The organism is Prauserella flavalba (genome assembly GCF_003202235.1).
In the GTDB taxonomy this organism is placed as follows: Bacteria; Actinomycetota; Actinomycetes; order Mycobacteriales; family Pseudonocardiaceae; genus Prauserella_A; species Prauserella_A flavalba.
This window is the reverse complement of sequence record NZ_MASU01000013.1, coordinates 555,775-575,790: the sequence shown is the minus strand read 5'-3', so window position 1 is coordinate 575,790 and position 20,016 is coordinate 555,775. Positions and strand designations below refer to the sequence as shown.

Annotated in this window: 19 protein-coding genes; 13 read left to right on the top strand and 6 right to left on the bottom strand. The window is 71.2% G+C overall.

What is annotated here, in order from left to right; translation table 11 throughout:
• Window positions 1-17: 17 nt before the first annotated feature.
• Both BA062_RS29995 and BA062_RS29990 read left to right on the top strand, forming a co-directional pair.
• On the top strand, window positions 18-1,511 hold the full coding sequence (locus BA062_RS29995; RefSeq protein ID WP_110342428.1) for a leucyl aminopeptidase: 1,494 nt from the start codon (window positions 18-20) through the stop codon (window positions 1,509-1,511).
• Window positions 1,508-2,467 carry an SMI1/KNR4 family protein gene (locus BA062_RS29990; protein WP_110342427.1) on the top strand — a complete coding sequence of 320 codons (960 nt, stop codon included), beginning with the start codon at window positions 1,508-1,510 and terminating at the stop codon, window positions 2,465-2,467. The genes BA062_RS29995 and BA062_RS29990 overlap by 4 nt, the downstream gene beginning before the upstream one ends.
• 83 nt (window positions 2,468-2,550) lie before the next feature.
• Here the strand turns inward: BA062_RS29990 and BA062_RS29985 are convergent, their stop codons facing one another.
• Window positions 2,551-2,910: an oxidoreductase gene (locus BA062_RS29985; protein WP_168214128.1), complete on the bottom strand. Its 360-nt coding sequence runs from the start codon at window positions 2,908-2,910 to the stop codon at window positions 2,551-2,553.
• Window positions 2,911-3,080: 170 nt separating this feature from the next.
• On the opposite strand from BA062_RS29985, the gene lpdA reads away from it, so the two are divergent.
• The 5 genes from lpdA (at window position 3,081) to lipB (ending at window position 8,607) form a co-directional block, all read left to right on the top strand.
• Window positions 3,081-4,454, top strand: a complete 1,374-nt coding sequence (gene lpdA / locus BA062_RS29980) for a dihydrolipoyl dehydrogenase (RefSeq protein ID WP_110342425.1) — start codon at window positions 3,081-3,083, stop codon at window positions 4,452-4,454.
• 56 nt (window positions 4,455-4,510) lie between these two features.
• The gene (gene sucB / locus BA062_RS29975; RefSeq protein WP_110342424.1) at window positions 4,511-6,274 is read left to right on the top strand and encodes a 2-oxoglutarate dehydrogenase, E2 component, dihydrolipoamide succinyltransferase; all 1,764 of its coding nucleotides are present in this window, start codon (window positions 4,511-4,513) and stop codon (window positions 6,272-6,274) included.
• A gap of 73 nt (window positions 6,275-6,347) precedes the next feature.
• Window positions 6,348-7,232, top strand: a complete 885-nt coding sequence (locus tag BA062_RS29970; RefSeq protein WP_110342423.1) for a TIGR01777 family oxidoreductase — start codon at window positions 6,348-6,350, stop codon at window positions 7,230-7,232.
• A complete protein-coding gene (locus tag BA062_RS29965; protein WP_110342422.1) occupies window positions 7,229-7,864 on the top strand; it encodes a phosphatase PAP2 family protein in 636 nt (211 codons plus the stop codon). Before BA062_RS29970 ends, BA062_RS29965 begins: the two co-directional genes overlap by 4 nt.
• Window positions 7,861-8,607, top strand: coding sequence for a lipoyl(octanoyl) transferase LipB (gene lipB / locus BA062_RS29960; RefSeq protein ID WP_110342421.1), 747 nt, complete (start codon window positions 7,861-7,863; stop codon window positions 8,605-8,607). Before BA062_RS29965 ends, lipB begins: the two co-directional genes overlap by 4 nt.
• A gap of 18 nt (window positions 8,608-8,625) precedes the next feature.
• On the opposite strand, the gene BA062_RS29955 is transcribed toward lipB, so the two are convergent.
• The 3 genes from BA062_RS29955 to BA062_RS29945 form a co-directional block, all read right to left on the bottom strand.
• Entirely contained in the window at window positions 8,626-9,531 is a 906-nt protein-coding gene (locus BA062_RS29955) for an IS5 family transposase (RefSeq protein WP_110339501.1), read from the bottom strand.
• 130 nt (window positions 9,532-9,661) lie between these two features.
• On the bottom strand, window positions 9,662-10,597 hold the full coding sequence (locus tag BA062_RS29950; protein WP_110342420.1) for an LLM class F420-dependent oxidoreductase: 936 nt from the start codon (window positions 10,595-10,597) through the stop codon (window positions 9,662-9,664).
• 10 nt (window positions 10,598-10,607) lie between these two features.
• Window positions 10,608-11,237, bottom strand: a complete 630-nt coding sequence (locus tag BA062_RS29945; RefSeq protein ID WP_110342419.1) for a TetR/AcrR family transcriptional regulator — start codon at window positions 11,235-11,237, stop codon at window positions 10,608-10,610.
• 87 nt (window positions 11,238-11,324) lie between these two features.
• Between BA062_RS29945 and BA062_RS29940 the strand changes: the two genes are divergently transcribed.
• The 4 genes from BA062_RS29940 (at window position 11,325) to BA062_RS29925 (ending at window position 14,663) form a co-directional block, all read left to right on the top strand.
• Window positions 11,325-11,864 (top strand): hypothetical protein, encoded by a 540-nt coding sequence (locus tag BA062_RS29940; protein ID WP_110342418.1) that lies wholly within the window; start codon window positions 11,325-11,327, stop codon window positions 11,862-11,864.
• A 41-nt stretch (window positions 11,865-11,905) separates the two neighbouring features.
• The gene (locus BA062_RS29935; RefSeq protein WP_110342417.1) at window positions 11,906-12,862 is read left to right on the top strand and encodes an oxidoreductase; all 957 of its coding nucleotides are present in this window, start codon (window positions 11,906-11,908) and stop codon (window positions 12,860-12,862) included.
• Between the two features lie 36 nt (window positions 12,863-12,898).
• Window positions 12,899-13,906 (top strand): lipoyl synthase, encoded by a 1,008-nt coding sequence (gene lipA, locus BA062_RS29930; protein WP_110342416.1) that lies wholly within the window; start codon window positions 12,899-12,901, stop codon window positions 13,904-13,906.
• A 100-nt stretch (window positions 13,907-14,006) separates the two neighbouring features.
• Window positions 14,007-14,663, top strand: a complete 657-nt coding sequence (locus BA062_RS29925) for a DedA family protein (protein WP_110342415.1) — start codon at window positions 14,007-14,009, stop codon at window positions 14,661-14,663.
• A gap of 96 nt (window positions 14,664-14,759) precedes the next feature.
• Here the strand turns inward: BA062_RS29925 and BA062_RS29920 are convergent, their stop codons facing one another.
• Complete coding sequence (locus BA062_RS29920) at window positions 14,760-16,694, bottom strand: acyl-CoA dehydrogenase family protein (RefSeq protein WP_110342414.1); 1,935 nt, start codon at window positions 16,692-16,694, stop codon at window positions 14,760-14,762.
• A gap of 126 nt (window positions 16,695-16,820) precedes the next feature.
• Here BA062_RS29920 and BA062_RS29915 point away from each other — a divergent pair, with 126 nt between their 5' ends.
• Both BA062_RS29915 and BA062_RS29910 read left to right on the top strand, forming a co-directional pair.
• Entirely contained in the window at window positions 16,821-18,008 is a 1,188-nt protein-coding gene (locus BA062_RS29915; RefSeq protein WP_110342413.1) for a L,D-transpeptidase, read from the top strand.
• Between the two features lie 26 nt (window positions 18,009-18,034).
• The gene (locus tag BA062_RS29910; protein WP_110342412.1) at window positions 18,035-18,787 is read left to right on the top strand and encodes an SIR2 family NAD-dependent protein deacylase; all 753 of its coding nucleotides are present in this window, start codon (window positions 18,035-18,037) and stop codon (window positions 18,785-18,787) included.
• Here the strand turns inward: BA062_RS29910 and BA062_RS29905 are convergent.
• Window positions 18,770-19,969, bottom strand: a complete 1,200-nt coding sequence (locus tag BA062_RS29905; RefSeq protein WP_110342411.1) for a low temperature requirement protein A — start codon at window positions 19,967-19,969, stop codon at window positions 18,770-18,772. The two genes, BA062_RS29910 and BA062_RS29905, sit on opposite strands and share 18 nt — an antisense overlap.
• Window positions 19,970-20,016 lie beyond the last annotated feature (47 nt).

Sequence of the window (20,016 nt, the reverse complement as noted above, 5' to 3'; positions counted from 1 at the left end):
CCGACGAGGAGCCTGACGTGAGCGTGCCGAAGCTTGCCCTGTCCGAGATCACCGAGGCCGCGCTGGGCAAGACCCGCGCCGAGGCCGTCGTGGTCGGCACCGTTCAGGGAGCCAACGGGCTGGAGCTGGCGCCCGGCGCCGAGGCCGTCGACGCCGCGCTGGGCGGCACGCTCGTCGACGTGCTGCGCACGCTCGGCGCCACCGGCAAGGCCGAGGAGGTCGTGAAGGTGCCGACGCTGGGCAAGCTGCCCGCGGGCGTCGTGCTCGCCGTCGGCCTCGGCAAGCCGGAGCCGACGCAGGAGCAGGTCCGCCGCGCCGCGGGCGCCTCGGGCCGCGCGCTGGCCGGCACCGCGCGGGCGCTCACCACGCTGTCCGTTGTGGACCTGCAGGCCGCGGTCGAGGGCACGATCCTGGGCGCGTACACCTTCACCGAGTACAAGTCGGAGCCCGGCGACGCCCCGGTGTCCACGGTGGACGTCGCGACGCCTGCCGACGGGTCCGCGCGCGAGCACCGCGCCACGCTCAAGGCCGCCACGGCGATCGCCGAGTCGGTGCTCACCGCGCGCGACCTGGTGAACACCCCGCCCAACGACCTCTTCCCCGGCTCGTTCGCCGACCGCGCGAAGAAGCTCGCCGAGCAGACCGGCCTCGACATCGAGGTGCTCGACGAGAAGCAGCTCAAGCGCAAGGGCTACGGCGGCATCCTCGGCGTCGGTGGCGGCTCGTCGCGGCCGCCGCGCCTGGTCTGCCTCTCCTACAAGGGGCCGAAGGCGAAGAGGAAGGTCGCGCTGGTCGGCAAGGGCATCACGTTCGACACGGGCGGCATCTCGCTCAAGCCCGCCGCGAACATGGACCACATGACCTCGGACATGTCCGGGGCCGCCGCGGTGCTCGCCTCCGTGGTGCTCGCCGCGAAGCTCAAGTACCCGCTCGAGGTCACCGGCTACCTGCCGCTCGCGGAGAACATGCCGTCGGGCACGTCGTACCGGCCCGGTGACGTGCTGACCATGTACGGCGGCAAGACCGTCGAGGTGCTCAACACCGACGCCGAGGGCAGGCTCGTGCTCGCCGACGCGATCGTGCGCGCGGCCGAGGACGAGCCGGACTACCTGATCGAGACGTCCACGCTCACCGGCGCGCAGATGGTGGCCCTTGGCAACCGCACGCCCGGCATCATGGGCTCCGACGAGTTCCGCGACCGCGTGGCCGCGATCGCGCAAGCCACCGGCGAGAACGGCTGGCCGATGCCGCTGCCGGAGGAGCTGCGCGGTGACCTTGACTCCAAGCTCGCCGACCTCGCCAACGTCACGGGCTCCCGCTGGGGCGGCATGCTCGCGGCCGGGATCTTCCTGCGCGAGTTCGTCGCCGAGGGCCTGCCGTGGGCGCACATCGACATCGCGGGCCCCGCCTTCAACACGGGCGGCCCGTGGGGCTACACCGGCAAGGGCGGCACGGGCGTGCCGGTGCGCACGATCGCCGCGGTGCTGGCGGACATCGCCGACAACGGGTGACCGACGAGGGCGGCTACGCGGACGACGCCGTGCGCAAGGTGCTCACGGCGTCGGACGAGGGCGTCGACGCGGTGATCTCCACCGCCGCCCTGCTGCTGGCGTGCGCCGGGGCGAGCGCGCAGTCCGACCGGCTCGTGCGGCACTGGCTCGCCGCGACCGGCCGTGAGGCGAGCAGGCTCGCGGCGGAGCCGCTCACCGCGCGGGCGTGGGCGATGCTGTTCGCCGCGCGCCGCGAGACACCGGACTGGGCGGCCGAGCTGACCCCGCTCGACCTCGACGCCGAGGCCGAGGCTCACCGCGCGCACCTCGCCAAGGAGAGCCGGGACCCGCTGCGGGCACTCGCCGCCGAGGCGCAGGCCGCGGCGGAGCGGGATGACGTCGAGGCGGCCACCGAGGCACTGGGCCGGTGGGCCGAGCGCGCGGGCGAGACGAAGCGACCGGACGTGGCCACGCTCGCCGCGTGCCGTGACGTCGCGCCGTTGCTCGTCGACGGCGTGCTGACGGTGCCGGAGGAGTGGGCCAGGGACTACGCGGGGACGCTCGTCGCCGCGCTGGGAGCGCGTTACCGGCCGGAGCGCGAGCGCGGGGGCTGGCGGGAGTTGGTCGCCGAGATCATGCGACTGCGGGGCGAGCCGGGCGCGGTGCCGCCGCCGGCGAGCCCTGCGGCGATCGCGGACGTGGAGCGCAGGCTCGGCCACCCGCTGCCGGCCGACTACCGCGCGTTCCTGCTCACCTGCGACGGCCTGCGCGCCGACGTGGTGTTCCCGCGCCTGCTCGGTGTGGCCGAGCTGGCTCCCGCCGCCGAGGGGATCGGGATCAGCGACCCCGAGGGGATCGTGCTGCGCCCCGGCACCGGAGAGGTCGTCGAATGGGACCCGGTGTTCGGCACCACCGTCCACCCGGGCATCCGCGCCCTGCTCGAGGAACACCTGCGCCTGCTGGAGGCGTCGGCGTAGCCACCCGTGCTCAACCGCAGTGAAGGCCACCTTCACTGCGTTGACTGCAGTGAAGGTGGCCTTCACTGCAGTCGGGTGAGGGCTCAGGGCTGCTCGCGGCGGCGCTCGAGGATTTTCTGCCGCTCGGTGTACTCGCGCATGCGCTTCGGGTAGCCCGTGCGGGCGACCTCATAGACGGGGATGGAGCGCTTGCGGCCGAAGTCCTGGGCCGCTGACAGGCTGCCGATCCGGCGCCGCGTCCACTCACCGTCGTGTGCGACCAGCACCACAGTGGTGTCGGTGACAGTGGTGCGGGGCTCCACGTACGCCTCCACCCCGCGCCGCGACGCGGCCCATTCCTCCAGGTGCCGCGTGTCGGCCGAGCTGGCCTTTCGCAGCGTTCCCGGCTTCGACGACCCCTTGTTCCTTCTCCGCAGTGAGTCGAACAGCCCCACGTCGACCACCTCTCTTCCGGTGTCCCCACGATCATTATTCCGGGGACGGAAACGACGTGTCCGCCACATGGGCAGCACTAGCTCGCAAGCCTGTCAGGCGAGGTGACAAGATGAGGTGTGATGAGCGCACCACGGCGCCCGTGTACCCCATCGACACTGCCTGCCGAGGAGTTTGAGAAGTGACCGACGCTGAAGCCGACCTGGTGATCCTGGGTGGCGGATCGGGTGGCTACGCCGCGGCGTTCCGCGCCGCCGAGCTGGGCCTTTCCGTCACGTTGATCGAGAAGGACAAGCTGGGCGGCACCTGCTTGCACCGCGGATGCATCCCGACCAAGGCGCTGCTGCACGCCGCCGAGGTCGCCGACTCGGCCCGCGACGGCGAGCAGTTCGGCGTCAAGTCCGTCTTCGAGGGCGTCGACATGGCCGGCGTCCACAAGTACAAGGACGGGGTCGTCACCCGCCTGTACAAGGGCCTGCAGGGCCTCGCGAAGGCACACAAGATCAACTACGTGGAGGGTACGGGCACCTTCTCCGGCGGCACCACGGTGACCGTCGACGGTACCCGCTACACGGGCAAGAACGTGGTGCTGGCCACCGGCTCGTACTCCAAGTCACTGCCCGGGCTCGACCTCGGCGGCCGGATCATCGCCAGCGAGGACGCGCTGAAGCTCGACTACGTGCCCAAGAAGGCCGTGGTGCTGGGCGGCGGCGTGATCGGCGTCGAGTTCGCCAGCGTGTGGGCCTCCTTCGGCACCGAGGTGACCATCGTCGAGGCGCTGCCCCGGCTGGTGCCGAACGAGGACGAGTTCGCGTCCAAGCAGCTCGAGCGCGCGTTCCGCCGCCGCAAGATCGCCTTCAAGACCGGCGTGAAGTTCACCGGCGCCAAGCAGGACGACAACGGCGTGAGCGTGTCGCTGGAGTCCGGCGAGACGCTGGAGGCCGACCTGCTGCTGGTCGCCGTCGGCCGCGGCCCCAACACCGCGGGCCACGGCTACGACGAGGCGGGCGTCCAGATGGACCGCGGCTTCGTGCTCACCGACGACCTGCTGCGCACCAACCTGCCGAACGTCTACGCCGTCGGCGACATCGTGCCCGGCCTGCAGCTCGCCCACCGCGGCTTCCAGCAGGGCATCCTCGTCGCCGAGCACATCGCGGGGCTCGACCCGAAGCCCATCGACGAGGCCGGCATCCCCCGCGTCACCTACTCGCACCCCGAGGTCGCCTCCGTCGGCCTCACCGAGGCCGCCGCCAAGGAGAAGTTCGGCTCGGACGTCACGACGCTGACCTACGACCTGGCCGGCAACGGCAAGAGCCAGATCCTGAAGACCTCCGGCGCTGTGAAGCTGGTCAAGGCCCCGGACGGCCCCGTCGTGGGCCTGCACCTGGTCGGCGACCGCGTCGGCGAGCTGATCGGCGAGGCACAGCTGATCTACAACTGGGAGGCTTTCCCCGAGGACGTCGCCCCGCTCATCCACGCCCACCCGACCCAGACCGAGGCACTCGGCGAGGCGCATCTCGCCCTCGCGGGCAAGCCGCTGCACACGCACGGCTGACGTCAGTCGCCTCAGAACCAGACCACACCAGAAACAGTCAAGGGAGTCAGCGAACGATGGCGTACTCCGTCACATTGCCGGAGCTCGGTGAAAGCGTCACGGAGGGCACCGTCACCCGGTGGTTGAAGCAGGAGGGTGACACGGTCGAGGTCGACGAGCCGCTACTCGAGATCTCCACCGACAAGGTCGACACCGAGGTCCCCTCCCCCGTCGCCGGCACGGTGCAGAAGATCGTCGCCCGCGAGGACGAGACGGTCGAGGTCGGCGGCGAGCTGGCGGTGATCGACGACGGTTCCGGCGGCGGTGCCGCGGCGCCCGCCCCGCAGGCCGAGGAGGCGCCCGCGCAGCCCGAGCCGGAGCCCGCGCAGGAACAGCAGCCCGAGCCCACCCAGGCGCAGGCCCAGCCCGCGCAGTCCGAACCCGCCCCGTCGGGCGGCGCGGCCTCAGGCACCCCGGTGACGCTGCCCGAGCTGGGCGAGAGCGTCACCGAGGGCACGGTGACCCGGTGGCTCAAGCAGGTCGGCGACACGGTCGAGGTCGACGAGCCGCTGCTCGAGATCTCCACCGACAAGGTCGACACCGAGGTTCCCTCGCCGGTCGCGGGCACCGTGCTCGAGATCTCCGTGAGCGAGGACGAGACCGTCGAGGTCGGTGGGCAGCTCGCCGTGATCGGTGACGCGAACGCCGCCCCGTCGGCCCCGGCCCAGCCGAAGCAGCCGGAGCCGCAGGCGGCTCCGGAGCCGCCGAAGCAGGAGACCCCGGCCCCTGCGCCCGCTCAGCCCGCGCCCGCCGCGGCACCGGCCCAGCAGGCCCAGCCCGCGCAGCAGGCCGCTCCGAGCCGGGACGGCGCCGCCGGGCCGTACGTCACGCCGCTGGTGCGCAAGCTCGCCGCCGAGCACGACATCGACCTGGGCAGCCTCACCGGCACCGGCGTCGGTGGGCGTATCCGCAAGCAGGACGTGCTCGCCGCGGTCGAGGAGAAGCAGCGGCAGCAGCCCGCCGCGGCTCCCGCCGCCGCGCAGCCGGCCGCAGCAGCCCCGGCCGCGCAGGCACCGGCCGAGCCGGCCGCCGCGGTGTCGGACTCGGAGAAGGCGGCACTGCGCGGCACCGTGCAGAAGGCCAGCCGCATCCGGCAGATCACGGCCACCAAGACCAGGGAGTCGCTCCAGGTCTCGGCGCAGCTGACGCAGGTGCACGAGGTCGACGTCACCAAGATCGCCAAGCTGCGGCAGCGGGCCAAGGCGGCCTTCCGCGAGCGCGAGGGCGTGAACCTCACGTTCCTGCCGTTCTTCGCCAAGGCCACCGTCGAGGCGCTCAAGCAGCACCCGAACGTCAACGCCTCCTACAACGAGGAGACGAAGGAGATCACCTACCACGGCGCGATCAACCTCGGGATCGCCGTGGACACCGAGCGCGGCCTGCTCTCGGTGGTGATCCACGACGCCGGCGAGCTGAGCCTGGCCGGGCTCGCGCACCGCATCGCCGACCTGGCGGCGCGGGCGCGCAGCAACAAGGTCACGCCCGACGAGCTGACGGGCGGCACGTTCACGATCACGAACATCGGCAGCAACGGCGCCCTGTTCGACACGCCGATCATCGTGCAGCCGCAGTCCGGCATGCTCGGCACCGGCGCGGTCGTGCGGCGCCCGGTCGTGGTGGCCGACGCGGACGGCAACGACACCATCGCCGTCCGGTCGATGGCCTACCTGCCGCTCACCTACGACCACCGCCTGATCGACGGTGCCGACGCCGGCCGGTTCCTGACGACGATCAAGCAGCGCCTCGAAGAGGGCAAGTTCGAGGACGAGCTCGGCCTGTAGCACGTGAGTTCGGCGTGAGGGGCGTCCACCTTTCGGTGGGCGCCCCTTCACTGTGTCTCTTTAAGGTGGGTTCATGCGAGTAGTCGTCGCCGGTTCCAGCGGTCTGATCGGAAGCGCGCTCGTGCCGTGCCTGCGCAAGGCAGGGCACGACGTGCTGCGGCTGGTGCGCCGCGACACCCGCACGGGCGACGAGCGCAGCTGGGACCCGCCCGCGGGCCGCATCGACCACGGCACGTTCGACGGTGTCGACGCCGTGGTGAACCTGTGCGGCGCCCCGCTGATCTCCGGCCGCTGGAGCGGTGCCCGCAAGCAACTGCTCACCGACAGCAGGATCGAGCCGACCGAGGTCCTCGCCGAGGCCGTCGCCGAGCACGGGGTGCCGCTGCTGGTGAACTCCTCCGGCGCCCACTACTACGGCGACACCGGCGAGTGCGAGGCCGAGGAGTCGCGTCCGGCGGGCCGGGGGTTCCTGCCCGAGCTGTGCGTTGCCTGGGAGGCCGCGACCGCACCCGCCGTCGAGGCGGGCGCCCGCGTGGTCCTGCTGCGTAACGCGCCCGTGCTCGCGGGAAAGGGCGGGCTGCTGGGACCCTTGAAGCCGCTGTTCTGGCTCGGCCTCGGCGCCAGGCTCGGTGGCGGCAGGCAGTACTTCCCGTGGATCTCCCTGCCCGACCAGGTCGCGGCGATCCGTTTCGTGCTGGAGTGCGAGGACGTGACCGGCCCCGTCAACATGGCGGCGCCGGGCGTGGTGACCAACGCGGAGTTCACCAGGGCGCTCGGCCGCGCCGTGAACCGGCCCGCGCCGTGGTGGGTGCCCGCTCCGGCGCTGCGCGTCGCGCTCGGCGAGGCCGCCGAGGAGATGATCCTGACCGGTCCGAGGGCGGTGCCCCGCAAGCTCGTCAACGCGGGCTTCGGCTTCCGGCACCCCGACCTCGACGAGGCGCTCGCGGCGGTGCTGTGACCGTCCGGCGTTCCCTTGTGCTCGGCGTGGTGCTGCTGGCGGCGTTCGTCGCGCTCGGTGTGTTCGTGAGCGGCTCGCCCGGTGGGCTCGACGCCCTGCTCGGCGAGCTGCTCCAGGACCGCTGGCGAGGCCCCGCGGGCGTGGTCGCCGAGGTGGTGAGCGCGGTGCTCGGCCCGGTGCTGCCCGTGCTGTTCGCGGTGGCACTGGCGATCGGCGCCCTCGTGCTGTGGCGGCGCGGCGACACGGACCGTGCCGGGATCGTGCTGCGGGTACTGCTGCTGCTCGGCCTCTGCCGGGCGACGAGCTGGCTCGCGAAACCCGTCTTCGCGCGCGAACGGCCCCGCGTGTACCCCGACTTCAGCTATCCGAGCGGGCACGTGGTGTCGGTCGCGAGCACGGGCGTGGCCGCGGTGGTCCTGTGCACACTGCTGGCCGCCCACCTGGTCGCCGTGGTGACGCGCGTGGCGGTGGTGGCGACGCTGCTGTGCGCCGCGAGCAGGGTGGTGCTGGACGTGCACTGGCTGACCGACACGGTCGGCGCCGTGCTGGCGGTGAGCGGTATCGCCCTGCTGTCAGCCGTCGCACTTCGGCTGTCGCCGCCGGTGAGGCGCGGCGTAGCCTCGTCAGCGTGACTGAGAATGCGACCAGGTCCTGCCGCGCCACCACCGATCCCGTCGACGTCCGCGAGATCGGCACGATCGACTATCTGGAGGCGTGGGACCTGCAGCGGGAGTACGTCAACGCCCGAGCCGACGGCGAGGGCCCTGACACGATGCTGCTGCTGGAGCATCCCTCGGTCTACACGGCGGGCAAGCGCACGCAGCCAGAGGACCGGCCCACCGACGGCACGCCGGTGATCGACGTCGACCGCGGCGGGCGCATCACCTGGCACGGTCCGGGCCAGCTCGTCGGCTACCCCATCGTCAAGCTCGCCGACCCGATCGACGTGGTGCAGTACGTGCGCCGCCTCGAGGAGGCGCTGATCCACGTGTGCGAGCGGTTCGGTGTCCACACAGGACGGGTCGAGGGCCGCAGCGGCGTGTGGCTTCCGGCCGACGACCGGGGCCGGGAACGCAAGATCGCCGCGATCGGCATCCGCGTGCAGCGCGGCGTGACCATGCACGGCTTCGAGCTCAACTGCAACGCCGACATGAGCGCCTTCGACAAGATCGTGCCCTGCGGCATCAGTGACGCGGGCACGACCTCGCTGTCGGCGGAGCTGGGCCGCGACGTGACCGTGGCCGAGGCGCTCCCGCTCGCTCGCGAGGCGGTGCTCGCGGCGCTGGAGGGCGAGCTGGCCGTCAGCGACGACCGCTGGCTGCCCCGCCCGGAAACCCCCAGCGCCCCCGGCGTCACGTTCGCGCTCCAGAACTGACCGCGTCTAGGGCGTGTTTTATAAGCGAGGTAGCCACTCGTTGATCGCGGCGATGTGGACTGTCGTTTCGTAGCGGACCGCGAGCTTGTCATATCGAGTGGCCACAGCTCGGTTACGTTTGAGGCGGTTGATCCCGCATTCGACCGCGTGGCGCTGCGTGTAGGTGTGCGGGTCGAACGCGGGTGGTCGACCACCCGCCCGTCCACGCTTGCGGCGATGCCGGATTTGATCGGCGGGCTGGGGAATCGTGCACGCGATCCCGCGCTTGCGCAGGTAGGCCCGGTTAGCTCGGGAGCTGTAGGCCTTGTCCGCCAGCACCCGATCCGGTCGGGTCCGGGCTCGCCCACCACCAACTCGGGCGACCCGGATTCCGGCCAGCACCGCCTCGAACTGCGGGCTGTCCCCCCACTGCCCTGCGGTCACCAGCAAGGACAGCGGCCTCTGCCCCTGCTCGGTCGCCAGATGCAGCTTGGTAGTCCATCCACCCCGAGACCGGCCCAACGCGTGATCGGCTGGCTCGGGCTCACCCACCCCACCCGGCGGTTCCTGCTGAAGGTCACCATCGGACCGCGCGCCCGCCGCATGCTGATGCGCTCGGTTGATCGTGGAATCCACGCTCACGTCCCACGTGATCACCCCGGCTCCATCGGCTCTGGCCTGCAACGCCGCCAGGATTACCGCCCACACGCCAGCGCGCTGCCAGCGCCGGAACAGCCCGTAGACCGTCTGCCAGCACCCATACACCGGTGGGACATCGCGCCAGGGAGCGCCCACACGCACCCGCCACCGGATTCCGTCAAGAAGTTGACGCTTGGTCCATTTCGGTGGGCGACCCGGCTTCTGTCCCACCGGCAGCAGCGGTTCCAGCACCGCCCACTGCGCGTCGGTCAGGTCGGCTCGCCCCGTCGCCGCTACGCTGGCCACGAGGTCTCCGGTGTTCTCGATCTACTTGGTCGTTGATCGATCTACCGGAGACCTCGACTATCTGACCTCTGACACGCCGTGATCACCACGCTGACCAGAAACTTTCCAGATCAGCGCATTAAAACAGGCGCTAGTCGAGCTGGCGCGCGACCTCGCACGCGATCAACTCGAGGTGGTCGAGGTCTGAGAGGTCCAGCACCTGCAGGTACAGGCGCGTGATGCCGGTCTTCTCCCGCCAGGTGCCGATGGTCTCGACCGCCTGCGCCGGGGTGCCCGCGACGCCGTTCTCGCGCAGCTCGGGCACCTGACGGCCGATGGCGTCGGCGCGCCGGGTCACCTCGGCGTCGTCGCGGCCGACGGCCACCACGAGCGCCGCCGAACGCACGATCTCCTTGGGGTCGCGGCCTGCCGCCGTCGCGGCCTGCTCCACCCGCTCGAACTGGGCGAGCGCGACCTCGGGGCTGTTGAACGGGATGTTGAACTCGTCGGCGTAGCGCGCGGCCAGCTCGGGCGTGCGCTTCTTGCCGGTGCCGCCGAGCACCACGGGCGGCCGGGGCCGCTGCGCGGGCTTGGGCAGCGCGGGCGCGCCGTCGAGCGTGTAGTGCTCGCCCTGGAAGGAGAACGTCTGGCCCTCCGGCGTCTCCCACAGGCCGGTGATGATCGCCAGCTGCTCGGCGTAGCGGTCGAAGCGTGTCTTCATGTCGGGCAGCTCGAAGCCGTAGGCGGTGTGCTCGTCGGCGAACCAGCCGGAGCCGAGTCCGAACTCGACCCGGCCGCCCGACATCTGGTCGACCTGAGCCACGGAGATCGCCAGCGCGGAGGGGTGCCGGAACGTCGCGGCGGTGACCAGCGTGCCGAGCCGGATGCGGCTGGTCTCCCTGGCCAGGCCGCCGAGCGTGACCCACGCGTCGGTGGGGCCGGGCAGTCCGGAGGCCGACCCCATCCTGAGGAAGTGGTCGGACCGGAAGAAGGCATCGAATCCGGCGTCTTCGGTCGCCTTGGCGACCCGGAGCAAATCGTCGTAGGAAGCGCCCTGCTGGGGCTCGGTGAAGATCCTCAGTTCCACGCCGACGAGCCTAACGGCGCACCTGCTCCAGCAAGCTGACGATCACCTGTTCCACTTCGGCGCCGACCTTCTCGGGCTCGGGCGAGCTCGCGATCTCGGTGGCCGCGGAGGAGAGCGCGCCGAACAGCAGCCGGGAGGTGATCTCGACGGGCACCTGCACCACCTCGCCCGCGTCGATGAGGTCCTGCAGTGCCGAGCGGATGAGCCCGAAGCTGTAGCGGTCCTCCGCCTCGCGCCAGCGCTGCCAGCCCATCACGACGGGGGCCTCGTGGATGGCGATGCGCTGGTACGCCGGGTCCAGGCAGCTGGAGACGAACTCGCGCAGGCCCTTCAGCGCACGCTCCCACGGCGGCTCCGGGCCGGTCATGATCTTCTCCAGGCGGCCCTTCACCTCGGTCTCCACCGCGTCGAACGCGGCCTCGAACACCGCCTGCTTGCCACTGAAATGGTGGTAGAGCGCGCCCTTGGTCACCCTGGCCCGCCTGGCGATCTCGTCGAGAGAGGTGCCTGCGTAGCCACGCTTGGTGAACAACTCGATGGCGCTGTCGACGAGGGCGCCGCGGGTGGACTCCGAATAGTCTTCTCGCCTGGACCTCGTTGTCACCACCCTCACAACTCTACGCGCGTTTCCCGCGCCCATACCGGTGGTATGTTGTGCGTGTCAGGTCCGTACCGGGAGTATGCCGCAAACCGACGGTATGACCCGCGTCACGGGAGGGGACAGGCCATGAGCTGGAACGACTTCTATCGCAGGCGCGACATCATCGACGCCGTGCTGAAGCAGGCGGCGCGTAACCCGCGGGCCGGGCTGCCGTTCGCGGAGATCTCCGGCGCGCGGGAGGCGTTCGGCAGCGAGGAGAAGCTGCTGCTCGCCCTGCAGTACAAGTGGACACAGGTGCTCACGGGCACACTGCGCGCCGAGGTCGCGGGCCCCGAGGACGCCTACGACGTCCCCGGCGGCGAGCCCGACCACGTCGACGCCGTGTCCCGCGCGTGGCGCACCGCCGCCCGCGAGAACGCCACCCTGCGGGCCGTGCTCGACGCGAGCGTCGACCGCTACCCGGCCCTGCGCAGGGCCTACGAGGCCGAGCTGCGCATGCTCGCCGTCACGGCCGCACTCGCGGAGCCGCACGAGCCGCGCGACGAGGTGACCAGGGTCGGCGAGGCGTTCGTCTCGCTGCTGCGCGCCCGCGCCGGCCACCTCACGGCGGGCAGGCGCGCCAACCCGGTGGGGCAGTTGCTGCGCAGGCTGGCGCCCACCGCGTAGCCCTGTTGGCGGTGCGTCAGCACGGGTGGTTAGCTGTCGGCATGGCTACCGAGGCTGTGCGCTGGAGCGAGGCCGACATCCGGGACCAGAGCGGCCGCACGGTGCTCGTCACCGGCGCCAACTCGGGGCTGGGCCTGCGTACCGCGCAGGTGCTCGCCGAGCACGGCGCGAAGGTGCTGCTGGCGTGCCGCTCGCCCGAACGCGGCGCGGCGGCGCTGCGCGACGTCGCCTCCCGCGCGGCCACGAAACCCGTGCTCGTCTCGCTCGATCTCGCCGACCTCGCGTCCGTCCGGGACGCCGCGGCGACGGTCAGGGAACTCACCCACGACTCGCTCGACGTGCTCGTGAACAACGCGGGCCTCATGGGCGCCCCGAAGGGGCTCACTCGCGACGGCTTCGAGACCCAGTTCGGCACCAACCACCTCGGCCACGCCGCGCTCACGTGGCTGCTCATGCCGGCCCTGCGCGGCGGCAACGCGGCCAGGGTCGTCACGGTGTCGAGCCTCGCGGCCACTGGCGGCGGGATCGATCTCGCCGACCCGAACTTCGAGCGGCGCCGCTACAACCCGGCGAAGGCGTACTCGCAGGCCAAGCTCGCCAACCAGGTCTTCGCGCTCGAACTCGACCGGCGCCTGCGCGCGGCGGGCGAGCCGGTGCTGAGCGTGGCGGCCCACCCCGGCTACAGCCGCAGCGAACTCGGCTCCACGATGGCGAGGTCGCAGGGCAGCGCCGTGGTCAGGCGGGTGATCGGCACCGGCATCCGGCTCGGTGAGCTGCTGATCGCGCAGGACGTCCGCATGGGCGCGCTACCGCAGCTGCGAGCGGCCACCGCACCCGACGTGAGCGGCGGCGACTACTTCGGCCCGCACGGCCCCGGCGGCCTGCGGGGCCACCCCGTGCGCGTCCGGCCGCTGCGGTCCGCACTGGACCCCGCCCTGGGCACGGGGCTGTGGGAGCTGAGCGCGAAGTTGACGGGCGTCACCCCTGATCCGGCGTAGGTTGATCGCCCGTTTCCGGGGCGTAGTGTGGGGGCCGTGACTGTTGTGCCGGAAGGTCGGAAGCTGCTGCGGCTCGAGGTTCGCAACAGCCAGACGCCGATCGAGAAGAAGCCGTCGTGGATCAAGACCCGTGCGCGCATGGGCCCGGAGTTCACCGAGCTGAAGGGTCTGGTCCGCCGCGAGGGCCTGCACACCGTGTGCGAGGAGGCCGGCTGTCCCAACATCTACGAATGCTGGGAGGACCGCGAGGCGACGTTCCTCATCGGCGGTGAGCAGTGCACCCGGCGGTGTGACTTCTGCCAGATCGACACCGGCAAGCCCGCGGAGTTCGACCGCGACGAGCCGCGCAGGGTCGCCGAGAGCGTGCAGGCGATGGGCCTGCGCTACTCCACGGTCACCGGCGTGGCACGCGACGACCTCGACGACGGCGGCGCGTGGCTCTACGCCGAGACCGTCCGTCAGATCCACGCGCTCAACCCCGGCACCGGGGTCGAGCTGCTGATCCCCGACTTCAACGCCGATCCGGACCAGCTGGCCGAGGTGTTCGGCTCGCGGCCCGAGGTGCTCGCGCACAACCTGGAGACCGTGCCGCGCATCTTCAAGCGCATCCGCCCCGGCTTCCGCTACGAGCGGTCGCTGGAAGTCATCACCCGCGCGCGGGAGGCAGGGCTGGTCACCAAGTCCAACCTGATCCTCGGCATGGGCGAGACGCCGGAGGAGGTCGTCGACGCGATGCGCGACCTCGTCGAGGCGGGCTGCGAGATCCTGACGATCACGCAGTACCTGCGGCCCTCGCCCCGGCACCACCCGGTGGACCGGTGGGTGAAGCCCGAGGAGTTCGTCGAGCACACCGCCGTCGCCGAGTCGCTCGGGTTCGCGGGTGTGATGGCGGGCCCGCTGGTGCGCTCGTCGTACCGCGCCGGGAAGCTCTACGCGCAGACCAAGGCCCACCGTGGCGAGGAGCTGCCCGAGAACCTGCGGCACCTCGCCACCGCCCAGCCCGCCGCGCAGGAGGCCAGCAGCGTACTCGCCCGCCAGTCCTGATCCGGTGGAGAAATCGGGGAAAACCCCGACCACCGGCGAACCGGGCACGCGCTACTGTCGTCTCAGGGGTTGACGGGGACGACACACAAGGGGAACGCACGTGGTAACCGACCTGCTCGAATGGCTGCAGAGCCTGCCGCAGCCCGCGCTCGTGGGCGCGACCGGCCTCCTCGTGCTCCTCGAGTGCACCATCGGGCTCGGGTTCATCGCCCCCGGCGAGTCGGGGCTGCTGATCGCGGCCACCACGGCCAACACCGTGCCGCGGTTCCTCATCCTGTGGGCGGTGGTCACCGTGTGCGCCGCGGTCGGCGACTCGATCGGCTACGCGATCGGGCGACGGTTCGGACCACGGCTGCGGGACACGAAGCTCATCCAGCGCTACGGCACCGACGCGTGGGACAAGGCGACCGGCATCCTCCAGCGGAGGGGCGCCTGGGCGGTGTTCTTCGCGCGGTTCCTGCCGGTGGTGCGCACCCTGACGCCCGCGGCCGCGGGCACGTCGGGCCTGCCGTACCGCAAGTTCCTGCCCGCCGCGGCGTCGGGCGCGCTGTGCTGGTCGGCGCTGCACATCGGCATCGGCGCCGCGCTCGGCGAGGCCGCCAAGCGCGTGGAGGGCATGCTGAGCACGGGCGGCATGATCGTGGTCGGCGTGCTCGCGGTGGTCGGCGTCTTCTTCCTGATCCGCTACAAGAAGAAGAAGGCCCTCGCCCCGGCGACCCCGGAACCCGCCGAAGCCCAGCCCGCCGAAGACAACTGACCCGACTGCCCCCAAGGCCACCTTTGTTGCGTTGAACGCAACAAAGGTGGCCTTGGGGGCAGATGGACAGGCGGTGAGGGCTATCTTCGCAGTCGGCTACTTCGTGGGTGGGAGGTAGCGGCGGGCGACGTTGTCGGCCGCCGAGGCGCCTGCGCGCCAGTCGGCGATCCACGGGCCGGTGCCCTCGCTGAGGTCGAGCACGCCCTCCTCGAGCCACGCGTACTCGCCCGCGAGCACCGACTTCGTCAGCGCCTTGTCGGCCGCGTCGGTGTTGGCCCACAGCGCGTGGAACAGCCGCTCGATCCGCAGCCGGGACTGCCTGCAGAACACGTCCGCCAGCGCGTAGGCCGCCTCGCCCCGCTCGACGTCGTCCGCGCGTTGCATCTCCGCCCGCACACACGTGGCCGCCATCGCGAACAGCTCGGCCCCGATGTCGACGACCCTGCCGAGGAACCCCTGCCGCTGTTCGAGCCCGGCCTGCCAGCGCGCCATGCCGTAGAACGTCGAGCGCGCCAGCTTTCTGGCCGCGCGCTCCACGAACCGCAGGTGCCCCGCCAGCCTGCCGAACTCGGCGAACGAGGTCGGCACCTGGCCCTTGCCGGTGACCAGCTGCGGCAGCCATTTCGCGTAGAAGCCGCTCGCCTTCGCCGCGGCGCTCGCTTTGCTCTTGAGGTCGGCCTCGGCGTCGGCGAGGTCGCCGGCCGCGGCCAGGTGCGCGTCGACGGCCTCGCGCGCGATGAGCAGGTGCATGATCTCCGACGAGCCCTCGAAGATGCGGTTGATCCGCAGGTCGCGCACCAGCTGCTCCACCGGCACCGCGCGCTCTCCACGCGCGGCGAGCGACTCGGCGGTCTCGTAGCCGCGGCCGCCCCGGATCTGCATCAGCTCATCGGCGACCACACACGACATCTCGCTGGCCCACAGCTTCGCGAGCGCGGCCTCGATGCGGATGTCGTTGCGGCCCTCGTCGGCCATGTGCGCCGACAGCTCCACCACGGCCTCCAGCGCGTACGACGTGGCCGCCACGAACGAGATCTTGCCTGCCACCGCCTCGTGCTCGCCGACCGGTTTGCCCCACTGGACGCGTTCGGCCGACCACTCCCGCGCGATCTTGAGCGCCCACTTCGCCGCTCCGGCACACGAGGCCGGCACCGAGAGCCTGCCCGTGTTGAGCGTGGCGAGCGCGACCTTGAGCCCCTTGCCCTCGCCGCCGATCACGTTCTCCTTCGGCACGCGCACCTGGTGGAAGCGGGTCACGCCGTTCTCGATGCCGCGCAGGCCCATGAACTTGTTGCGCCGCTCGACCGTGATGCCCGGCGAGTCGGCCTCGACGACGAACGCGGTGACGCCGCCGCGGTGCCCCTCGCTCTTCGGCACGCGCGCCATCACGACGAGCAGCTCGGCGACGACGCCGTTGGTGGTCCACAGTTTCACGCCGTCGAGCAGGTACGCCTCGCCGTCCTCGGTGGGCACGGCCGAGGTCGCCAGCCGCGCCGGGTCGGAGCCGACATCGGGCTCGGTGAGCAGGAACGCCGACACCGCGCCCTTCGCGCACCTCGGCAGGAAGCGCTCCTTCTGCTCGGGCGTGCCCGCCAGCTTGAGCGGTTCGGGCACGCCGATGGACTGGTGGGCCGAGAGCAGCACGCTGAGCGTGGAGTGGACTGAACCGACCAGCATGAGGGCCTGGTTGTAGGCGACCTGCGTGAGCCCGAGCCCGCCGTAGGACTCCGGGATCTTGATGCCGAAGCAGCCGAGCTCGGCCAGCCCCTTGACGTACTCGTCGGGGATGCGCGCCTCGCGCTCGATCACGGCGGGGTCGAGGGTCCGGCAGTACTCGCGCAGGCGGGTGAGGAACTTCTCCGCCTTCGCCGAGTCCTCGGCGGTGGGCCGGGGATGAGGATGCACGAGGTCGAGCCGGAAGCGCCCCAGATACAGCTCCTTGGCGAAGGACGGCTTCTGCCAGCCGCTTTCCCTCGCCTCCTCGGCAACGGCCCTGGCTTCCTTCTCCGTCACCTTCGGTTGGTCGACCATCGGCCCTCCTCGTGGGTCGGCGCGAGTGTGTCAATCACATGTGACCAGTGTTACTCATCGGTAGCGGATCCGAAACCCCGATACACTTCGTGAAATAGGCTTCTCGATCAATAAAACAAGGATAAAATGCTTCCCAAGAAGGCATTACTCTTCGCCGCGATCCTGGGCGCGGCGACCCTCGCACTCGTTTCCTGCACGGGTGGAAACACGGGTACGAACAGCCCCGAACCGACGCCCGCACGGCTGTCCGCCACGGTGACCATCAGCGACGACGGTGCGCAGAATGCCAGCCCGGTCACGCCCGTCACCGTCCACGCCGAGCACGGCAGGCTCCGCGCCGTCGCGATGGTCAACACCGAGACCTCCGCCGAGGTGCGGGGCACCATCGACCCGGCCACGCTGACGTGGACCTCGGCCGAGCCGCTCGGTTACGGCAGCACCTACCGGATCGTCGCGCATGCCGTGGGGGACAACGGAAAGCAGACCGAGCAGCGCGGGACGATCACCACCGTGACGCCGGAGGCGCAGGCCGAGCCCAACCTCATCCCCGGGCCCGCCGCGGTCGCCGACACGGGCGTCGGAGTCGGCCAGCCGATCGTCTTCCAGTTCACCGAGCCGGTCACCGACAAGGCAGCCGTGGAGAAGCGCCTTTCCGTCGTCTCGCAGCCCGCGCAGAAGGGCGGCTGGTACTGGATCGACGACCAGAACGTGCACTACCGGCCGAAGGAATACTGGCAGCCGGGAACGACGCTGACGGTGAGCGCGAAAGTGTACGGCGTCGATTTCGGAAACGGCGTTTACGGCGCGGGCGACCGCACCGAGACCTACCGCGTGCACGATTCCTGGACGGCGAAAGCCGACGGGGCCACCGCGCGGATGGCGATCTTCCACAACGGACAGCAGGTGCGGACGATGCCCATCTCCATGGGCAAGGACGCCACCCCGACCCACCTCGGCGCACACGTCATCTCCGACAAGCAGGCCAGCTACACGATGGACTCCTGCACCTACGGCGTCTGCCAGGGCGACCCCGACTACTACCGCTCCGAGGAACGCTGGTCGCTGCGCATCTCCAACGACGGCGAGTTCGTGCACGAGAACCCGAACAGCGTCAGCGCGCAGGGCAGCTCCAACGTCTCGCATGGCTGCATCAACCTCAACGCCGAGAACGCGCAGTGGTTCTTCGAGCACTTCGGCCTCGGCGACGTGGTGGAGGTGACCAACTCCGGCGGACCGCGGCTGCCGGTGTGGGACCTCTACGGCGACTGGTCGCTGTCGTGGGAGGAGTGGCAGGCCGGGTCCGCCCTGCGCTGAGCGGGCCGCGGGGCATCATGGGGTGCATGGACACCGCCGAGGAGCTGCGTCACGCCAGGGAGCTGGTGGCGGGTGCGGGCCGCATCGTGGCCATGACCGGCGCCGGCATCTCCACCGACTCCGGCATCCCCGACTTCCGGGGCCCGAACGGCGTGTGGACGAAGGACCCCGCCGCGGAGAAGCTGTCGAACCTCCAGGCCTACGTGGGCAGCAAGGAGGTCCGCGAGCAGAGCTGGCAGGCCCGCACCCGGCATCCCGGCTGGGAGGCCAGGCCGAACGCGGCGCACCAGGTGTTCGTCGACCTCGAACGGCAGGGCCGCCTGTCGGCGATCATCACGCAGAACATCGACGGGCTGCACCAGAAGGCGGGCTCCGCTCCGGACAGGGTCATCGAGCTGCACGGCACGATGTTCGAGACGGAGTGCCTCGGCTGCGCGGACCGGCGCGACATGCGGGAGACGCTCGCGCGCGTGCGCGCGGGCGAGACGGACCCGCCGTGCGAGCTCTGCGGCGGCATCCTCAAGTCGGCCACGATCTCGTTCGGGCAGGCGCTGGACGCCGACGTGCTGGAGCGGGCCCGCGCCGAGGCCGTGTCGTGCGACCTGATGCTCGCGGCGGGCACCTCGCTAACCGTGCACCCCGCCGCGGGACTCGTCGGGCTCGCGGCCAGCGCGGGGGCGACGGTGATCGTGTGCAACGCCTCGGAGACGCCGTATGACGCGCAGGCGGCCGCGGTGCTCCGGGGCCCGCTCGGCCAGGTACTACCCGCCCTGGTGTGACGGCTCACGCTCGCCGTGGGTCGCGATCACGACCGTGGCGACGAGCGCGGCCACGATCCCGGCGGCGACGTGCACGGGCGCCGGGCCGAACGACGCGGCGAGTACGAGCACCACGGCGACCGGGAACCCGATCGCGATGGGCCTGCACTCGTTGCGCGGCCCGATGTGCAACAGCCACACGCTGAGCAGGAAGATCGCGAGCGGAACGGTGGTGGCCATCGCGGCCGGCAGCGACGAGATGTGCGCGATGTGCGTGTCGTAGTCCACGGCGACCTCGATGCCGACGCCGACCGCCGCGGCGGAAGCGAAGATGAACAGGTGGCCGTAACCCCACTGGAACGCGGCCCGGAACGACGTGAGCCTGCGCTGTGCGGGCCGCTCGAAGTACAGCCACCACATCGAGAACATGATCACCAGGCCCGCGACCGCGAGCGAGACGAGCGCGCCGGTGTGCTCGCCGGTCTCGATGCCCTCCTGGATGGCGCCGGTGCCGCTGAAGACGGCCTCGCCGAGCACGATGATCGTGAACAGCCCGTACCGCTCGGCGATGTGGTGTGGGTGCCAGCGCGTGCCCGCCGAAGCGCGCTCGGCCCAGATCGGCACCAGCAGCTCGGCCACGGCCAGCACGGCGAAACCGGCGAGCAGCAAGCCCTCCGGCAGCGCGAGCCTGGCGATCCAGCCGAGCTGGACGAGCGTGATGCCGAGCGCGAACCGCAGCGCCGTCGGGCGGATGCCGGGATTCGCCGCCGCGGCCCGCAGCCACTGCCCCACCAGCGCGAGGCGCATCACGACGTAGCCGATCACGATCACCGTGAAGTCGCCCTCGAACGCGCTGGGCACGCCCGCGGCGAGCACGAGCCCGCCGCCGATCTGCACCAGTGTCGCGATTCGGTAGGGCACGTCGTCGGTGTCGAAGGCCGAGGCGAACCAGGCGAAGTTCAGCCACGCCCACCAGATCGCGAAGAAGACGAGCACGAAGCTCAGCACACCGTCGCCGACGTGGTTCTCGGAGATGGCGTGGTGCAGCTCGGCCGCCGCGCGTCCGACGGCGACGACGAAGCAGAGGTCGAACAGCAGTTCCAGCGGTGTGGCGACGCGGTGCGACTCGTGTGGGTCGCGTGAGCGCATCGGCCGGTACCACAGCCGGACCCGCTCGTGAGGTGTCACGGGTTCCGCGGACATCGGCGCTCCTCCAGACAACGGGTGGACCGCCGACATCCCAGCATGTC

What these genes read in the sequence shown, in the direction of transcription:
- sucB (WP_110342424.1), top strand. Translation starts at nt 4,511, where the DNA reads ATGGCGTACTCCGTCACATTGCCGGAGCTCGGTGAAAGCGTCACGGAG.
- BA062_RS29970 (WP_110342423.1), top strand. Translation starts at nt 6,348, where the DNA reads ATGCGAGTAGTCGTCGCCGGTTCCAGCGGTCTGATCGGAAGCGCGCTC.
- BA062_RS29945 (WP_110342419.1), bottom strand. Translation starts at nt 11,237, where the DNA reads ATGGGCGCGGGAAACGCGCGTAGAGTTGTGAGGGTGGTGACAACGAGG.
- BA062_RS29940 (WP_110342418.1), top strand. Translation starts at nt 11,325, where the DNA reads ATGAGCTGGAACGACTTCTATCGCAGGCGCGACATCATCGACGCCGTG.
- BA062_RS29935 (WP_110342417.1), top strand. Translation starts at nt 11,906, where the DNA reads ATGGCTACCGAGGCTGTGCGCTGGAGCGAGGCCGACATCCGGGACCAG.
- BA062_RS29920 (WP_110342414.1), bottom strand. Translation starts at nt 16,694, where the DNA reads ATGGTCGACCAACCGAAGGTGACGGAGAAGGAAGCCAGGGCCGTTGCC.
- BA062_RS29915 (WP_110342413.1), top strand. Translation starts at nt 16,821, where the DNA reads ATGCTTCCCAAGAAGGCATTACTCTTCGCCGCGATCCTGGGCGCGGCG.
- BA062_RS29910 (WP_110342412.1), top strand. Translation starts at nt 18,035, where the DNA reads ATGGACACCGCCGAGGAGCTGCGTCACGCCAGGGAGCTGGTGGCGGGT.
- BA062_RS29905 (WP_110342411.1), bottom strand. Translation starts at nt 19,969, where the DNA reads ATGTCCGCGGAACCCGTGACACCTCACGAGCGGGTCCGGCTGTGGTAC.